Below are 17,422 nucleotides of genomic sequence, written 5' to 3' on the forward strand. Positions count from 1 at the left end.
GCCGCGTTCCGCTGCCGTCAGCCGGTCATGACGGCCCGTCCGTCCCGATCGACACCACGACCGCCGTCGCCGGGCCGTCCGGGGTGTCGTAGTGAACGGTGTCCCCGGGCCGGCGTCCGAGCAGGGCGCGGCCGAGCGGGCTGTCGGCGGTGACCAGCGGCTGGTCCAGCGCCTCGGCGACCTCGCCGATCTGCAGGGACTCCGTGGAGCCGTCGGGGAAGCGGACGCCGACCGTGCTGCCCACGCCGACCACGTCGGTGGGGGCCGGACCGGCCAGGTCCGCCCGGTCGAGCCGCTCGCCGATGTCCTCGATACGACGGTCCAGGCGTTGCAGCTGGTCGGCGCGCTGCAACTCGTCGGCCTGGTCCGCCTGGTCGCCGACGGAAGTGGTGTCCCGGAGGGTTCCGGCGACCAGCCGGCGCTCCTCCCGCAGATCCGCCAGCTCCTGCTCCAGTGCCCGACGGGCCTGGGCGCTGATCGGCTCCGGTTCACCGGTCATCACTGCTCCTCCGCTCAGCTGGGCACGTGCAGCCGGACTGGGTACGCAGCCGGACAGCACTGCGCAGTCCGGTATTTCGCATGATAAGCGGATCCATGCCTCTCCTTGCCTCCGGTGGAGCGAGGGAGATTGCAGGGATATCGTGCTTATGTCCCTATCCCCGGAGTGGCATGTGCGCCACTCCCCGTGGCTGCCTGGAGGTGCCATGTCCTCGAAGCGACGCCGGAAGAAGAAGTCCCGGCGCAAGCACGCGGCCAACCACGGGCGTCGGCCCCAGTCCTGACGCCTTCCCGGACGGCACACCAAGTCCGCCACGGTTGCGCGGACTTCGACCACGACCGCCGGTCTCGGCACATGCCGACGGCGGTCGTCCTGCTCAGCCCTCCATGGCCTCGTGGACGCTGGGATAGCAGTCGATGAGAGTGGTCAGGCCGACGATCTCCAGGGTGCGCAGGACGGGCCTGCGCACGCCCGCGAGGCGCAGCCAGCCCGCCGGGCCATGGGCCTGATGTGCGGCGATGAGCACGTTGATGCCGCTGGAGTCCATGAACGCCACGCCGCTGAAGTCCGCGACGGTCCGTTCGCCGGCGGCCGGGTCCCCGGGGATGAGGGCCTGGCGCAGCAGTGTGGACGTGTGGTGGTCGGCCTCGCCGCTCACCGTGACGACGGTGACGCCGTCGACGCTCGCCCGGGTGACGGACAACCGGTCCGGTTCCGCCTGCTTGTTCGTGTCTGCCGTTCCTGTCACGCGCGCCTCGTCCACCGCTCGCCGATCCTTGCCCAGAGCTTGCCTTCTCGTGAAGCTGCCCAGGATCGCGCGGAGGATGCCGTGCGAACCGCAGACACTCCGTCATGCGTATGGAGTCTTCACCACAACCTCTGGAGCCCCTCGTGTGTCCAGTACATGACGCCCGGCTCCTCGAGGCCCGGGCACCGCCCTTTCCGCGCCCTGACGAGGAGATTCCCGTTGCGTACAGCCCTCCGTCCCACGGCGGCAGCCGTGGTCGCCGCAGCGATCGGCATCGGCGTTCCCGCCCTCGCCGTCCCCGTGGCACACGCCGAGGACCTCGCTCCCGACCTCGTGATCTCGACCCTGCCGACCGCCTCGCCCAAGCCCGGTGAGGTCTACGACCGGTCGGTCACCCTCACCAACGAGGGCACGGCACCCGCGGACGGCGTCACCTTCCGGATCCGGCTGACCCGCGGGCTCGACTTCCCCCAGCCGGTCGAGGGCTGCACCTACTCGACCGTCGCCGACCACGTCCGGCAGGCCCTGTGCGAGCTGGACACGGTCGTCCAGCCGCATGCCTCCGTCACCACGCCCGTACGGTTCAAGGCCCTGCCCCAGGCGCTGATGGAAGCCGTCGAGTACGGCACGAGCAGCACCGGCGAGGCCCCCGGGGAAGGGTTCGACGACAGCTACCGGCGGCTGACCCTGACCGCGGACAGCACAGCCGACCTGCGCGCCGAGGGAGACCTGACGGAGGGTGCTCCCGGCAGCAGGGTCTCCGTCACCGCCACCCTGCGCAACGACGGTCCCGGCTGGATCCAGAACCAGGAGAGCGACGACCAGCCGGCCCTGATCGTGCAGATCCCGCCGGGGACCGTCGCCAGGGAGGTGCCCGAGGACTGCCGGCCGTTCGGGACGGACGGGCCGACCGGACCGTCGCAGCCGGGCCGTCCGCGGTACGTGTGCTGGCCCGCCGGCCACGCCATCGACCTCGACCAGTCGCTCGACTACACCTTCGTCCTCGAGATCGGCAAGACGGCCCGCAGCACCAAGGGCAAGGTGACGGCCGGCTCCGTGTACGGCATCCACCCGGAGTTCGACGAGAACCGGGCGAACGACACCGCCTACCTCACCGTCGACGTGAGCGGCGACGACCCGGGCACGAGCACCTCCGGCGGCACCACGGCCGGCGGCACTTCGACCTCCTCCGGCGGTGCCTCGGCCGGCGGTGACACCGGCAGCGGCGGCTCCACCACGGACGGCCGGGGCAACGACCCGCACGACCAGTCCACGGGCGGCTCCGGCGCCACCGGCACGTCCGGTGACACGGGCACGTCCGGTGACACGGGCACGTCCGGCACGACGGGCGCGTCCGGGACGGCCGCTTCCGGCACCTCGGGCTCGGCGACCACGGCCACCGCCTCGGGCTCCGCGACCGGCGGCACCCTGGCCGGCACCGGCAGCGACGGCACGCCGGTCCTGACCGCCGCCGCCGTGGGTGCGACGGTGCTCGGCGGCCTGGTACTGGTGGCCGTGCGCCGCCGGGGCACCGTGAAGTGACCGGGCCCGGCGGGCAGCGACCGCGGGGCGGGTGCGGTCAGGCGGGCTGCCACAGCTCGATCCGATTGCCCTCGGGATCGGTCACCCAGCCGAATCGGCCGACACCCTCCATGTCCTGGGTCTCTTCGGCGACGTCCGCTCCCCTGGCGCGCAACTGCGCGAGCATCGCGTCGAGGTCACGGACCCGGAAGTTGAGCATGGTCTGCTGGGAGCGGGAGCCGAAGTAGTCGGTCTCCGACTCGAACGGGGCGAACACCGTCGGTCCGGCCGCCTGACGCCACAGGCCGTGCTCGTCGGTGTCCAGGCCGAGGCAGTCGCGGTACCAGGCGTTCAGGGCGGCGGGGTCGGCGGCGCGCATGAAGTATCCGCCGATTCCAAGCACATGTTCCATGCCGCCATCTTGCCAGCGGGGCGACCGCACGAACCCCAGCCGCGCAGTCGCCCCCGCCCGGCCGCCTCGCCGGGCCCGGCGCACCCCGCCACGCCTCGCCGGGCCCGACGCACCCTGCCACGCCCGGCGGGCCCGGCGCACCCCGCCACGCCCGGCGGGCCCAGCAGTCCCCGGCCGCTCGGCCCGCCCTGTCTGTCACTGATCGTCTGTCACTGAGCAATCGTCTGTCACCGGGCATCGCGAAGGGCGCTCGTCATCACCCTCCCGCCGTGCCGGTCTTTACGGCTCCGTCCCGACAGCGGCGACTCGGCCCCGGCGGCGGCAGCGGTTCGCCCTTCCCCCGGCGGCAGCGGCTCCATCCACTCGAGGCGCGCAGGCGTACTCGACAGGCAGTATCGTATGCCGGAAAATAAATGCCGGAGTACGGAAAACGGCAACGGGGTGCCGGGTGAGGGGGCGGGACGTGCGACGGTCGGTTCATGGCCGGTGGCGGCGCCGGGGACGCGGCGCGGGCTACGCGCTGCGGCTGCTGCGCGGCCCGGCCCAGGTGATGTTCCTGGCCGACGCACGGGCGGGCGCCGCCTTCTGTCTCGCCCTCGGCGCCGCCGACTGGCGTTACGGCGCCTACGCCCTGGGCGGTGCCGTACTGGGCAGCAGCACGGCACGGCTGCTGCACGTCGCCCGCGCCCGGGTGGAAACAGGGCTGGAGGGCTTCAACTCCTGCCTCCTGGCTCTGTGTTTCGCGGTCTTCCTGGACGCGGGCCGGCCCTCCACGGTCCTGCTCGCCACCGCGGGCTGCGCCGTCGTCACCGTCGTCACGGCGGCCGTGGTCCGGCTGCTGCGGGTGTGGAACCTGCCGTCGCTGACCCTGCCGTACTGCCTGCTGGCGAGCGCGGTCACGATCGCGGCGCCCGCCTTCGGCCGGATCTGGCCGCACGGCGGCAGCCTCGCCGCGCTGCCGGGCGCCGCCTCCGGCGCCACCGCGCTGCCCCCGGGCGAGCTGGGGCGGGCGTTCTTCCGCAACCTGTCCCAGATCTTCTTCCTCGACGAGTGGTACGTGGGCTTGCTGCTGCTCGCCGGCCTCCTCCTGGCGAGCCGTACCGCCGCACTGGTGGCCTGCGCCGGCAGCGCGACGGGCATCCTGACCGCCTGGGCACTCGGGGCTCCGGCGGCCCGCATCGCCGACGGCACCCTCGGCTACAACGCGGTGCTCGTCGCCCTCGCCTTGTGCGGGGTCTTCCTGACGGCGGCCCCGGCCACACTGCTGTACGCCCTGCTCGGCGCGGCGACCGCCACCGCTGTGACCCCGGCCGTCGCGCATCTGCTCGCCCCCTCCGGCGGTCACGCGTTCACCTGGCCGTTCGTGCTGACGACCCTCGCCTTCCTGACCGCCGCCCGGTCATTCCCCCGGCTGACCGGCCGGGCTCCCGGCGCGGACGGCACGTCCCGGCAGCCGGCCGGCGCCCCGGCGCCCGCCGCGTAGGCCGCAGGGTGGCCGCCCGCCCCGCGTAGGCCGCAGGCAGCCACCCACCACGTGGGCCGCAGGGCAGCCGTCCGCGGCTCGCCTCGGCCGGCGCCGGCCCACGCCTGCCCGGGACCGGCGGCTGCAACCGGCGTCCGCGCCGTCATGACATGCCTCACTGTGAATTGCGTACGGATCTGTGCTGTTCGGGGCAGGGGTTTGTTAGATTGCGCAACTACGCAACCGATGCGGCGCAGGGTCTCGCCTGCCCGTATGCCGCCGCGCACGCCCGGCCGGGAGTCCTACGGCCCGGCCTGGCAGGCCCGACCGTTCATGGGAGTGGGAGATGAGCGACCCGTGGGACGGGCCGGTCGGCCAGGCCACACGCAGCCTCGGCGACCAGGTCCCCGGCCACGGCGACCGGGTCCCCGGACAGCGCGCGGCCGAGCCGGACGAGGGGCGTCCGCCGGGCGGCCGGGCCGCCGCCCGAGTGGCCGCCCGTATGCGAAGCGGCAAGCGGTCCCGCCCGGCGGGACGCGGCAGACGCGTGCTGAAGATCGCCGGGATCTGCCTGTCCCTCCTCGTCATGGTCACCGCAGGCGCGGGCTGGTGGTTCTACCAGCACCTGAACGGCAACATCCACAGTGTGTCGCTGGACGGCAAGGGCGGCACCGAGAAGGCCGACGCCTTCGGCCGCACCCCGATCAACATCCTGGTCATGGGCTCCGACGGCCGTACCAGCAAGTCGGACTGCAAACTCGGCGGCGGCTGCTCCGCCACCGGGGTGCAGACCGGCAGCAACGCGGACGTGCAGATGGTGCTGCACATATCCGCCGACCGCTCCAACGCCACCGTCATGAGCATCCCCCGCGACACCATGACCAAGGTCCCGGCCTGCAAGGACAGCGCCACCGGCCAGTCCACGTCCGGCTACTACGGCCAGATCAACAGCGCGCTCCAGTACGGGCCGGCCTGCCAGGTGGCCACCGTGCACAAGCTCACCGGCATACCCATCGACCACTTCGTCAAGCTCGACTTCTCCGGTGTGGTCAAGATGTCCGACGCGGTCGGCGGTGTCTCCGTGTGCGTCAGCGACGACGTCTACGACACCTACTCGCACCTGAAGCTGTCCAAGGGCACCCACACCCTCAAGGGCGTCGCGGCCCTGGAGTTCGTCCGCTCCCGGCACGGCTTCGGCGACGGCAGCGACCTCGGCCGCACGATCTCGCAGCACATCTTCCTCAGCGCGATGATCCGCCAGTTCAAGAGCGCGGGCACGCTCACCGACCCCACCAAGGTCTACGGCCTCGCGGACGCCGCCACCAAGGCACTGACCGTGGACGACGGCCTGGGCACCGTGAAGAAGCTGATCGGGCTCGCGGACGACGTGAACAAGGTGCCCGCCGAGCGGATCACCTTCACGACGATGCAGACGGCCCCCGATCCCGCCGACGACGACCGCGTGGTCGTGGGCCCGGGCGCCAAGGCCCTGTTCTCCACCATCGCCGACGACCAGTCCCTGACCACCGGATCCGGAAAGAAGTCCACGGCGGCCTCGGCGACCGCGAAGGCCACGGCCACCGCCCCGGCCGTACCCGCGTCGGAGATCGCCGTGACCGTGGAGAACGGCACCGGCATCACCGGCCGCGCCTCCGCCGTGGCGACCGCCCTCGTCGACAAGGGCTTCAGCTCCGCCACGACCACGGCGAACGCCCCGAGCCCCGCGGCCACCACCACCCTCACCTACGGCGCCGGGCAGAAGGCCGCGGCCCGCACGGCCGCCAAGGCGCTCGGGCTGCCCGCCGCCCGGCTGAAGCAGGGCACCGGCACCGGGCTGACCCTGGTGGTCGGCAGCGACTGGCCCAGTGGCAGCAAGTATCACGGCGGTTCCTCCGCTCCCGCGCCCGCCGACACCAAGGCCGCCGTCTCCAACGCGCACGCCTCCACCGCCGGCCAGGCCAGGACCTGCGCCAAGGTCAGCACCTTCAAGACGGTGAGTCTGGGCGGCGTCCCCATGACCCCGTCCCAGGCGTACGCGGCGGCCCGCGGCAAGCCCGACTCCGACGCCTGAGCCCGGCGGCGCCCACGGCCCGGCCGGGGGCCGGCCCGCTTCCGTGAGCCGCCGGCTCAGACTTTGCGCCAGCGGGCGTCGCACCAGGAGAAGAGCCCGAACGCCGCCAGACCGGCCGCGACGGCGGCCAGCAGCCACGGCCCGGCCGGCAGGTCCCGGAAGGCACGCAGGGTGTCGTCCATGCCACGTGCCTTCCCCGGCTGGTGCCGCACCGCCGCGGCCAGCGCGAACACCCCGGCGACCGCGAAGACCACGCCCCGGGCCACGCCGCCGGCCACCCCGAGGAACTCGACGGCCTTGCGCGTTCCCGAGGACATCGCCCCGGTGCGCAGGTCCTGGCGGAACTTCCGCCGCACCGCTCGTACACAGATCCACAGTCCGGCGATCACCACGGCGAGACCCGCGGCCCCGACGAGCAACTGGCCGGCGGGCCATTCGAGCACCCGGGCGGTGACGTCGTCGGTCTGCCGGTCGGAGGCGCCGCTGCCGCTGCCCTTGTCGCCGGCCGCGTAGGAGAGCACCGAGTACGACACGAAGCCGTAGAAGACGCAACGGAAGGAGGCCGCCGCCCGCTCGTGCAGTTTCGAGCCGCCCGGGCCCGATCCGCCGAACACCGCCTCCGACAGCTGCCACAGTGCCATTCCGGCGAGCGCGAGCCCCACGGCCCACAGCAGCGCCGATCCGAAGGGCCGGCCGGCCAGCTCGTCCAGGGCGCCGCCGCGGTCGGCCTGGTGCCCGCCGCCGTCGCCGCCGAAGGCGATCTGCAGCGCGATGACACCCACGAGTACGTAGATCACCCCACGGGCCGCGAATCCGGCCCGGGCCGCCGCGGCCATCGCCGTGCTGTCGGCCACCCGGCGCGCCCGGCCCCGGCCCCGCAGCGTCCATGAGCGTGCATCCATACAGGGCCGGTGCCCCCGGACCACCGATGCGACACCTGTGCGCCGCTGCGTCACCTGCCCGGCGCAGGCCGAACGGGCAGGCATGCCGGACGCAGGCAGAACAGGCAGGCATGCCGGGCGGAAGTCCGGGTAACCGGCCCTCCATCAACCGATGCCGCACCCACGGACCCAATCGGGAGGGGAACACCATGACAGCGCCGACCGCGGTCGCCCAGGACACGCCGACGACAACCGGACTGCCCTCAGTCGCAGCCCCGCGGGACGTGGCACCCAAGGACGCCCGTGAGCTGTCCAAGGTGTTCTTCGACCAGCTGGCGGTCCTGGAGGAGGGCACGCCGGAGTTCCAGTACGCCCGGAACACGCTGATCGAGATGAACATGTCCCTGGTCCGCTTCGCGGCGGCCCGGTTCCGCAGCCGGGGCCCGGAGGAGATGGAGGACATCGTCCAGGTCGGCATGATCGGGCTGATCAAGGCGATCGACCGGTTCGAGCTGTCGCGCGAGGTGGAGTTCACCTCGTTCGCGGTGCCCTACATCGTCGGCGAGATCAAGCGGTTCTTCCGCGACACCTCCTGGGCCGTGCACGTGCCGCGACGGCTGCAGGAGGCCCGCGTCCAGCTGGCACGGGCCACCGAGGAATTGCGCAGCCGGCTGGGCCGCACCCCCACCGTCAAGGAGCTGTCGGAGCTGATGTGCCTCTCCGAGGAGGAGGTCATCGAGGCCCGGCTGGCGGCCAACGGCTACAACTCGGCCTCCCTGGACGCCGCGATCGGCAACGGCGAGGACGGCGAGACAGCGCTGCAGGACTTCATCGGCAAGCAGGACGCCGCGCTGGAACTGGTCGAGGACTTCCACGCGCTGGCGCCGATGATCGCCGAACTGGACGAGCGGGACCGGCTGATCCTGCACCTGCGGTTCGTGGAGGAACTGACCCAGTCGCAGATCGGCGACCGCCTCGGCGTCTCCCAGATGCACGTCTCACGCCTGCTCTCCCGAACGCTGAAGCGGCTCAGGGAAGGCATGCTGACCAACCGCTGACGCGCCGGGCTCGGCGAAGGCCCCTGACCGACCGCCGACGCGGCCGGGCGAAGCCCGCGGTGTCCCCGGGACGACTCCCGGGGACACCGCACAGCAGGGCAAGAGGGGTCGTGGCACGCAGAGTTGACGGCTGCTCAGACATCGCGGACCCGGCCCGGCCGTCGGCCGGGCCGGGCGTTTTCTGCGTGAAGAAACGTGTGCCCGGTCACTAGGATGTGACCCCAAGACAACCATGCGACCGGCCCGTCGGACACGGGCCGGTCGGGGTCGCCGATGCCAGGGACCGCTCCCCGGGCTGCGGTGATCTTCCTTCCCAGGAGGACCCTCCGCATGTTCCGACGAATAGGCAACGCCGTCGTCCGTCATCCCGTGTGGACGATCGTGGCGTGGCTGATCGCCGCGGTGGCGATTGTCGCCACCGCGCCGAGTCTGCCCTCCAACAGCGACGAGAGCAGTTTCCTGCCCAAGAGTTACGAGTCGATCAAAGCGGCGGACCTTCAGGAGAGGGCGTTCCCCAGCGCCTTCACCCCGTCCGCCATCGCGCTGTACCAGCGCACCGACGGCGGCAAGCTGACCGCCGCCGACCAGAAAGACGTCGCCCGGATCACCTCGGAGCTGGGCAAGAAGCACATCGACCAGGTGCAGAAGGTCGTCCCTGGCCAGCCGTCGAAGGACGGCAGGTACGCCCTGACCCTGGTGCAGATGGACAGCAAGAACGCCGGTCAGCCGAAACAGGCCGACGCGGCCGAAGTGCTGCGTGACGAGGTCAAGAAACTGGCCAAGGGCACGCACCTCGACGCCAAGCTCGGCGGTTCCGCCGCGCAGGCGCTCGACCAACAGGATTCGTCCAAACGCGGTCAGGCATTGATCGGTATCGGCACCTTCGTGATCATCCTGGTTACCCTGCTGATCATCTTCCGGGCACCGATCCTCGCCGTGCTGCCCCTGGTGCTGATCGGCCTGGTGTCCGCCGTCGCCAACGGACTGATCGCCTACGCCACCAAGCTGTTCGACCTCCAGGCCAACAGCTCGATCTCGTCCATCCTGATCGTCGTGCTCTTCGGCGTCGGCACGGACTACTTCCTGTTCCTGATCTTCAGGTACCGCGAGAGCCTGCGCGCCGGCGACGAGCCGAAGGAGGCGATGGTGAACGCGGTCGGCCGGGTCGGCGAGGCCATCGCCTCGGCGGCAGGCGCGGTCATCATCGCCTTCCTCGCCCTCGTGCTCTCCACCCTGGGCTTCCTCAAGCAGATGGGCCCGGCGCTCGCCATCGCCGTCGGGGCCACCCTGGTGGCGGGTCTGACCCTGATCCCGGCCGTGGTCTCGCTCATCGGGCCGAAGGTGTTCTGGCCCTCCAAGTCCTGGCAGAAGGAGCCGGAGAACGCCCGCTTCGCCGCACTCGGACGCGGTGTGCAACGCCGCCCGGCGCTCACCACCGCGGTGTCGGGACTCATCCTGCTCGCGCTGTCACTGGGCACGTTCGGCTTCAACGCCACCTTCGACCTGGCCTCGGGCTCCATGCCCAAGACCAAGGAGTCGATGGTCGTCCAGGACGAGATGCAGAAGGCGTACTCGGCGGGCGCCGCGGCACCGACCGACGTCTACCTCTCCTCCACCGACGGCAGGCCGTTGGACAAGTCGGCCTTCGACGCGTACGTGCGCAAGCTCGGCGCCGTGGAGGGGGTCGCCGGCGCTCGTATGTCCCAGGTGAACAAGGAGGGCACCACCGCTGACTTCACCGTCACGCTCAAGTACGAGGCGTCGACGGACAAGGCGATCGACGCCGTGGGCCGGGTCCGCGACGTCGCGCACTCCGCGGCGCCCGGCGGCACCGAGGCGGTCGTCGGCGGCATGTCGTCGATCTACAAGGACATCGACGCGGCGGTCATGCACGACTACCGGACGGTGTTCCCCGTCGCCGCCGTTCTGATCATGGTCATCCTCGGCCTGCTGCTGCGCAGTGTGGTCGCGCCCTTGTACCTGATGGCCTCCGTGGGACTCGGCTTCGGCGCCACCCTCGGTGCCACGGTCTGGATCTTCCAGAACGGGCAGGGACACTCGGGCCTGATGTTCATGCTCCCGGTGATCATGTATCTCTTCGTGGTCGCCATCGGCACCGACTACAACATCCTGATGATCGCCCGGCTGCGCGAAGAGGCCCGCGAGGGCCGCGACCCCCGCGAAGCGGCCGGCATGGCGCTGCGGCACGCCGGACCGACCGTGGCCGCGGCCGGCTTCATCCTGGCGGCGACCTTCGCCACGATGATGCTGGCGGGCAACTCCCTGCTCATGGAGATGGGATTCGCGGTCTCCTTCGGCATCGCGGTGGCCGCGTTCGTCATGGCGATGTTCTTCACCCCGAGCCTCACGGCTCTCATCGGCCATGCGGCCTGGTGGCCGGGCCACGGCGACCGGGTGGAGCCGCCGCGCGCCGGGGCCGCCGTGGGCACCGGCGGCTCCGGGCCGGCCGCCGCCGGGGACCGGGACAGCAGCGCACACGACCCCGCCGGGCGCCGCAACTAGCACCGGGTTCCATGGAGTCCTGCCGGGCCGCACGGCCCGGCAGGACTCTTCCGCGTCGGGCGCTGGTCAGCCGGTGGCGGCCAAGCCGTGGAAGTAGTGCCCCTCTTCCAGGTCCGCGAGGAGACCGGGCTGGTCCGGCTCCCGTCCCAGCAGCTCACGCGTCACGGCACTCGAGGGAGATGGTCCGGTCGGTGCGGGCGGCTCTGATCGAGGCCGGGCGCGCGGGTCGTCCGGTCGGTGCGGGCGGCTCTGATCGAGGCCGGGCGCGGAGGTCGTCCCGTTCCTACGGGCTGTCGGCGTCGTGGCAGGGAGCGTGCACCGCATGCTCGTGTGAGCCCTGCACGCGCCCCCGCCCGAGGGGCGAGACTGCGCTGTCGGCGGGCAGTTGGCCGAATGCCGACCGCCCCTCCTCCGAGCCCCAGGAAGGCAGGTCGGCCGGTGCTGTTGCGTCTGCCCACGTCCGTGACGGAAGCCCAGGAGTGCTTGGCCGAGGGGGCCGTGCCCGTCGGCGGGGCCACCCTCGTCTGGGCTGCATGGCAACGGGACGGATTCCCCGAACTAGCGGTTTCACTGCGGCAGTTGCCGGAGGCCAACGTCCTGGGGCGCCAGACCGTCGGTGCTGCCGTGGTGCTGCACCGCATCGACGAGCGGGTGCCGGACGTCCTCCGGCTGGCCGCGGCCACGATAGGCACCGGCGCCGTACGCCGGACCGCGACGGTCGGAGGCAACATCGTCGGCAGCACACTGCGCTGTCTGCTGCCCGCGGCCCTCGTCCTGGACGCCCGTGCGACCGTCCTGGAGCCCGACGGCCTCCAGGAGACGGACCTGACCGAACTGGTCGCCAAGCGGCCCCTCCTGCTCAGCCTGCGCTGGCGCGAGCCGATAGCCTCCGCCTACCGCAAGCTGCCCGGCGAGGCCGGCGGGCCACCGCCCCTCGTCGTGGCCTCGGCGCTGCACGCAGGCGAACCGGACGAGCCCGCCCGCCTGCGCATCGCCGTACGCGACGGTTACGACGTCCTCGGAGCCGACACCGCCTGCGGAACCGACGCCGAGGAGACCCTCGGCGCACTGCGCGCCACGGCCCTCCGCGATCTCCCGGCCGCCGCGTGGGACGTCGTCGGCCCGCAGGTCACCGGCCTACTGACGGGCCACGGCAACCACTGAGCGGGCAGCCATCGACCCCGGGCGCACACCGTTTTTGCCGTCTCCGCAAAGGTGTTGGGCGGTCGGCGTCGTCCTGACCGAGCCTGACCGGGTACGACTCCCTGTACCCGGAAGGCGGACCATGACCGCGACGATCACCCCTGCGCAACCCCCTGTGCTCAGCAGGCGCAGACGCTGGACGGTGCTGGCCGTCTGCTGTCTGAGCATGTTCCTCGTCGGCCTGGACACCACCATCGTCAACGTGGGCCTGCCCGCCATCGGACACGGCCTGGACGTGGGCACACGCAGCCTCGAGTGGACCGTCGACGCCTACACCGTCGTCCTGGCCGGCCTGCTGATCTCCTCCGGCGCGCTCGCCGACCGGTTCGGGCGCCGGCGTGTCTTCCAGTGGGGGCTGACGGTCTTCGGCGTGGCCTCGCTGGCCTGCGCGCTGGCCCCGTCCGTCGGCGCCCTGGTCGCGGCCCGCGCGGTGCAGGGCATCGGCGCCTCCATGCTCAGCCCCGTGGCCCTCGCGATCGTCGTGAACGCGATGCCCGACCCGAAGGAACGGGCCCAGGCGATCGGCATCTGGGCATCGGTGTTCGGGCTCAGCATGGCGGCGGGGCCGGTCACCGGCGGCGCTCTCGTCGCGGGACTCGGCTGGCGGTCGCTGTTCTGGATCAACGCCCCGGTCGTCGTGGCCGCGCTGCTGCTCAGTACCGTGTTCGTGCCCGAGTCCCGGGCACCGAAGGCACGCCGGCCCGACGTCCCAGGTCAGATCCTGCTGTCCCTGACGATCGGCGTGTGGGTCGCCGTCCTCATCGAAGGACCCCGCATCGGCTGGACGTCACCGGCCGCCCTGGCCGGATACGGGGTCGCCGCCGCGGCCACAGCCGGCTTCGTGCGGGTGGAGTTCCGCCGGGAGGAGCCACTGATGGATCCGCGGCTCTTCCGCAGCCCGGCCGTCAGCGGAGCGGTCCTCGGCGCCGTCGCGGTGTTCGTCGCCCTCAACGCCACGCTGCTCCTCAACACCCTCTACCTGCAGCACACCCGCGGGTTCACAGCGCTGGCCGCAGGTACGGCGACCCTTCCGATGGCGCTCGGCGCCACGGTCTGCGCGCCCTGGTCGGGCCGCCTGGTCGGCCGTGTCGGCCCGCGGCTGCCGCTCTACGTGGCGGGCGCCTTCCTCACCGCCGGGGGACTGTGCCTGGTCGGCCTGGACCGGCACACCGGCATCCACCTCCTGCTGACCGCCTACCTGCTCATCGGCATCGGCTTCGGCTTCGCCAACGCACCGATCACCAACACCGCCGTCAGCGGTCTGCCGCCCGCCCGGGCCGGTGTGGCGGGCGCGATCACGTCCACCGCACGACAGGTCGGCTCCGCCCTCGGCATCGCCGTCGCCGGCGGGCTGGTCGCCGGGAGCGGCCCGGCCGCACTCGCCCGTGCCTCCAGGCCGGGCTGGTTCCTCGTGGCCGCCTGTGGGCTGGTCGTCCTGCTCGTCGCCCACGCCTCGCGACCGAAGTCATCGTCTGGCCGGCGGACTTCCGGGGCGCCCACCACGGCGCGGGCGGCGCTCGGCACCTCGGCCGGCTCCGACGGTGCCACTGCCGGCGGGCCGCACAGGCCGGGATGACGCGGTGCGCGGCAGGCGGCGGGACCGGCGGCCGGACGGTTTCGATGCCGTCCGATACCGCCCGACCTGCTGTGATGTGCCCCACGTGCTCTTGTCGTGGCCGAAAGGTGTACCTAAGTTCGGTGATATGTCCGCCCATGATGCCGCCGCCGTTCCCGCCCAGCCGGTCGACTTCACCGTCGACCTCACCGCCCATGAGATGACCCGGCGGGCCCACGTCATGGACGCGCTCGGCGCGGACTGGGACCCCGTCGCGATGATGCGTGGCGAGGAGGAGGCGTACGACATGCTGTACTCCGGCCTCGACGAGGAGCAGCAGCGGGTGTACGACATGCTCGTCTCGGCCGGTGTCCTCCCGCAGCGCGGCGGCGACAGTGCTTCCGCTTGATCCCCAGGCGGACATCGGGCGCCGGGCATGGGTGACCTGCCCGAACTGTGCGGACCACCTGGACTGTGTCACCTGCGGCCAGGGCCGCAGATGCCGCGACCACTGGCGCTACCTGCTCTCCAACACCGGCAGCCTCCTCCACCTGCAGTGCCCCTCCTGCACCCACATCTGGGACCACGAGACCGGCTTCGGCGCCACCCGAACCCGGTGGAGCCGCCCGGTCAGCGGCCCGGAAGACCGCTGACCGCCCCCCTGCCCGCCCTGCCGACCGGTGCAGAGGCCTGCCCCCGCTGATGCGGCGGACGCGGGACGTCCACGCCGGGTGACGGGGCCGTACGCGCCGCCCTCCACCGCGTCAGCGGGCCGGGGTGGGCCGTAGGCGTGCGCTCGGCTCGACCTGCCGACGGGGTGATTGCGCCCGTGCCGGCCACTGGCCACCGTGATCGGGTGATTCTCCTTCCCGGCTGGATGTGGCAGCTTCCCGGCTGGATGTGGCAGCGCGGGCCGGTGAGCCGGGGTCTCGGCGCCGGGCTCGCAGCCGGCGTCTTCTTCGACTGGCCCGCGCCGACCGCGCGGAAGCGTCCGCCCACCGAATGCCGCGGACCGGTGGAGGAACGGGTGCGCAGACCGGTGGAGGAACGGGCGGCCCCTGAACCGCCGCCTCGGGGCACGCGCGCCGAGCGTATTTCTACTCCAGCAGCTTTTTCCGGATGCAGTAGTTTTCCCACGCCGCCCGAGAAACGGACGCCGCCTGGAAAACAGTCGTCGGAACGACAGCAAACGGAGGACCCCGCATGCCCCGAGAGGCGCGGTACCTCGCAGTGGCCGACGTGCTGCGCGCACGGATACGCACGGGCGAGTGGGGCATCGGGCAGCGTCTGCCGTCGCGGGCCCGGCTCGCCGAGGAGTACGGGGTCGGCCGCAACGTCGTGCAACGGGCGATGGACCGTTTGATCATCGATGGACTCCTCGAAGGACGCGCCGGGTCCGGCACCTACGTCCGGCCCCCGCGCGAGCGCCTCCGGCTCATCCGCTCCCGGCACCGCGCCCGCCAGGGGTCTGCCTCCGGCGCCGATGTGGCCGGTGTGCCCGAGAAGGGCAGGGCCAGCGCCTGGGACGCACACAGCCAGGTGCGCGTCCCCGCCCCCGAGGCGATCGCCGAGCGGCTCGCCATCCGCCCCGGAGACCTCTGCGTCACCACGCACTACGAATTCCTCGCCGACGGACAGCCCGTCCAGCTCTCCCGGTCCTGGGAGCCGATGGCGATCACCGGCGGAACGCCCGTCGTGCTGCCCGAGAAGGGTCCCCTGGCCGGAAAGGGCGTGGTCGCGCGCATGCGCTCCATCGGCGTGATCGTCTCGACCGTGGCCGAGGTGCCGCGCCCGGCCCGTGCCACCCAGGCGCAGGCGAACCTCCTCGGGATCGCCGTGGGGGACCTCGTGCTGCAGATCGAGCGGACCATCTACGACACGGACGGACGCCCGGTGGAAACGGCCGACATGGTCATTCCGGACGCGCGCCGGGAAATCGTCTACGAGTTCGGGATCGACCGCCCGTAGCCGTCGAACACCGCACACGGAATTCCGTACGGCATTCCGCATACCTTCCGTGCGACTTTCTGCACGGAATCTCGCTGCTGACAGTAGGAAACTCCCATGTCCATATCCCCTCCGCTCGGCCTGTTACGCGATCCCGACTTCGGGCGGCTGTTCGCCGCGACGGCACTCGGTCAGCTGGGCGACCGCATCATCTTTCTCGCCCTGCCCCTGGTGGCGATAGCGGCTCTGCACGCCGACGAGTTCCAGGTCGGCCTGCTGGCCTCGATGACTACGGCAGGCTCACTGCTGGTCGGGCTGCCGGCAGGCGCCTGGGTCGACCGGATGCGCAAACGGTCGGTGATGATCGGTGCGGATCTCCTCCGAGCGCTGACCCTGTTGACGATACCGGCCGCCTGGTGGGCGCACCTTCTCACCATCGGGTGGCTGTACACGGTCGCCTTGGTCCACGGAGTGCTGACGGTCTTCTTCGATGTCGCGTACGTCAGCTATCTCCCGCATGTGGTGGGCCGCGGCAATCTGGTGGAAGGCAACTCGAAACTGTCGGCGATACGCTCGGTCACCAGCATCAGCGGGCCGACGCTCGCAGGGCCGCTGATCGGCCTCGTGGGAGCACCCGCGACGCTCCTGGTGAGTTCGGCCGGGATGGCCGTGTCGGGGCTGCTCGCGAGCACCATCGGGAAACGCGAGGAAGAACCGGAGCCGAGCGCACACCCCCAACTGGGCCGCGAGATCAAGGAGGGTCTGAAGTTCGTCCTCACGCACCCCGCCCTGCGTGCGATCACGGCGGGGGACGCGATATTCAATCTGTTCCTGGTCATGTATCAGACGATGTTGCTGGTGTTTCTCCAGCGTGAACTGGGAATCGGGCCCGTCGGTGTCGGCCTCGTCCTGTCGGGAATGGGCTGTGGTGCCTTGCTGGGCGCGTTGCTGGCCACCACGTTCGCGAAGCGCGTCGGGCAGGGCCGGGTCATCTGGCTCGCCTCACTGGTCACCTGTCCCTGGACCGTCTTGATGCCCTTGGCCCGACCCGGTTGGAGTCTGTACGCGGCCGCCGTCGGCCTCGCATCCCTTTCGCTGGGCGGTGTCGTCCGCGTGGTGGCCCAGTCGAGCCTCCAGCAGGCCCTGACACCCGACCGGCTCCTGGGCCGCATGAGCGCGACGGCCCGATTCGTGTCCTGGGGCGGCATCCCCGTCGGCGGGTTCCTGGGCGGAGCGGCGGGCTCTGCGTGCGGAGCGGCCGGCACCCTGTGGATCGGTGCGGCCGGCATGACCCTGAGTGCCCTGCCCAACGTCCTGTCACCTCTTCGGACAGGGCACTCACGCGACAGCAGATGACGGCCGGTCACCTCCCCGGCCACCTCTGGCGCCGAGTTCACCGACACCTTCACTCCCGGCACACCGTCGCCGCTGTGCAGCGGACGACAGCGGCGAGGCGTCACGCCGCCTGTGCGTGACCGGCCGGGAAAGCCGTGTTCCGTGCGGGGTTCGTCAGGGCAGGGTGCCGTGTTCCGTGCGGGGTTC

General features: G+C 71.7%; 16 protein-coding genes. 12 read left to right on the forward strand and 4 right to left on the reverse strand.

Features of this window, described 5'->3' with window-relative positions; genetic code table 11:
* Positions 1–25: 25 nt before the first annotated feature.
* Complete coding sequence (locus JK359_RS34130) at positions 26–499, reverse strand: GreA/GreB family elongation factor (RefSeq protein ID WP_201843498.1); 474 nt, start codon at positions 497–499, stop codon at positions 26–28.
* Between the two features lie 205 nt (positions 500–704).
* Between JK359_RS34130 and JK359_RS40570 the strand changes: the two genes are divergently transcribed.
* Entirely contained in the window at positions 705–782 is a 78-nt protein-coding gene (locus JK359_RS40570) for a 50S ribosomal protein bL37 (RefSeq protein WP_467258484.1), read from the forward strand.
* A gap of 93 nt (positions 783–875) precedes the next feature.
* Here the strand turns inward: JK359_RS40570 and JK359_RS34135 are convergent, their stop codons facing one another.
* Positions 876–1,247 carry an STAS domain-containing protein gene (locus JK359_RS34135; protein WP_307788409.1) on the reverse strand — a complete coding sequence of 124 codons (372 nt, stop codon included), beginning with the start codon at positions 1,245–1,247 and terminating at the stop codon, positions 876–878.
* 219 nt (positions 1,248–1,466) lie between these two features.
* Here JK359_RS34135 and JK359_RS34140 point away from each other — a divergent pair, with 219 nt between their 5' ends.
* Positions 1,467–2,789: a hypothetical protein gene (locus JK359_RS34140; RefSeq protein WP_201843499.1), complete on the forward strand. Its 1,323-nt coding sequence runs from the start codon at positions 1,467–1,469 to the stop codon at positions 2,787–2,789.
* A gap of 37 nt (positions 2,790–2,826) precedes the next feature.
* Here JK359_RS34140 and JK359_RS34145 read toward each other — a convergent pair whose 3' ends face one another.
* Positions 2,827–3,180, reverse strand: a complete 354-nt coding sequence (locus JK359_RS34145) for a VOC family protein (protein WP_201843500.1) — start codon at positions 3,178–3,180, stop codon at positions 2,827–2,829.
* Positions 3,181–3,643: 463 nt separating this feature from the next.
* Here JK359_RS34145 and JK359_RS34150 point away from each other — a divergent pair, with 463 nt between their 5' ends.
* Together JK359_RS34150 and JK359_RS34155 are read left to right on the forward strand one after the other, a co-directional pair.
* Entirely contained in the window at positions 3,644–4,663 is a 1,020-nt protein-coding gene (locus JK359_RS34150; protein WP_307788410.1) for an urea transporter, read from the forward strand.
* Between the two features lie 325 nt (positions 4,664–4,988).
* Positions 4,989–6,713: an LCP family protein gene (locus JK359_RS34155; protein WP_236678874.1), complete on the forward strand. Its 1,725-nt coding sequence runs from the start codon at positions 4,989–4,991 to the stop codon at positions 6,711–6,713.
* A gap of 56 nt (positions 6,714–6,769) precedes the next feature.
* On the opposite strand, the gene JK359_RS34160 is transcribed toward JK359_RS34155, so the two are convergent.
* A complete protein-coding gene (locus tag JK359_RS34160) occupies positions 6,770–7,615 on the reverse strand; it encodes a DUF1206 domain-containing protein (RefSeq protein WP_201843501.1) in 846 nt (281 codons plus the stop codon).
* Positions 7,616–7,803: 188 nt separating this feature from the next.
* Here JK359_RS34160 and JK359_RS34165 point away from each other — a divergent pair, with 188 nt between their 5' ends.
* From JK359_RS34165 to JK359_RS34205, 8 genes are all read left to right on the forward strand, one after another.
* A complete protein-coding gene (locus JK359_RS34165; RefSeq protein ID WP_201843502.1) occupies positions 7,804–8,652 on the forward strand; it encodes an RNA polymerase sigma factor SigF in 849 nt (282 codons plus the stop codon).
* A 330-nt stretch (positions 8,653–8,982) separates the two neighbouring features.
* Positions 8,983–11,175, forward strand: a complete 2,193-nt coding sequence (locus JK359_RS34170; RefSeq protein WP_201843503.1) for an MMPL family transporter — start codon at positions 8,983–8,985, stop codon at positions 11,173–11,175.
* Between the two features lie 438 nt (positions 11,176–11,613).
* Positions 11,614–12,339, forward strand: coding sequence for an FAD binding domain-containing protein (locus JK359_RS34180; RefSeq protein WP_201843504.1), 726 nt, complete (start codon positions 11,614–11,616; stop codon positions 12,337–12,339).
* A gap of 121 nt (positions 12,340–12,460) precedes the next feature.
* Positions 12,461–13,954: an MFS transporter gene (locus tag JK359_RS34185; protein ID WP_201843505.1), complete on the forward strand. Its 1,494-nt coding sequence runs from the start codon at positions 12,461–12,463 to the stop codon at positions 13,952–13,954.
* A gap of 127 nt (positions 13,955–14,081) precedes the next feature.
* A complete protein-coding gene (locus tag JK359_RS34190) occupies positions 14,082–14,342 on the forward strand; it encodes a DUF6400 family protein (protein ID WP_201843506.1) in 261 nt (86 codons plus the stop codon).
* The gene (locus JK359_RS34195) at positions 14,329–14,586 is read left to right on the forward strand and encodes a hypothetical protein (RefSeq protein WP_201843507.1); all 258 of its coding nucleotides are present in this window, start codon (positions 14,329–14,331) and stop codon (positions 14,584–14,586) included. The genes JK359_RS34190 and JK359_RS34195 overlap by 14 nt, the downstream gene beginning before the upstream one ends.
* A 550-nt stretch (positions 14,587–15,136) precedes the next feature.
* Positions 15,137–15,901: a GntR family transcriptional regulator gene (locus tag JK359_RS34200; RefSeq protein ID WP_201843508.1), complete on the forward strand. Its 765-nt coding sequence runs from the start codon at positions 15,137–15,139 to the stop codon at positions 15,899–15,901.
* Between the two features lie 96 nt (positions 15,902–15,997).
* On the forward strand, positions 15,998–17,236 hold the full coding sequence (locus tag JK359_RS34205; protein WP_201843509.1) for an MFS transporter: 1,239 nt from the start codon (positions 15,998–16,000) through the stop codon (positions 17,234–17,236).
* The last annotated feature ends 186 nt before the right edge of the window (positions 17,237–17,422 follow it).

The sequence above is a fragment of the Streptomyces actinomycinicus genome, assembly GCF_016741775.1.
GTDB classification, from domain to species: domain Bacteria; phylum Actinomycetota; class Actinomycetes; order Streptomycetales; family Streptomycetaceae; genus Streptomyces; species Streptomyces actinomycinicus.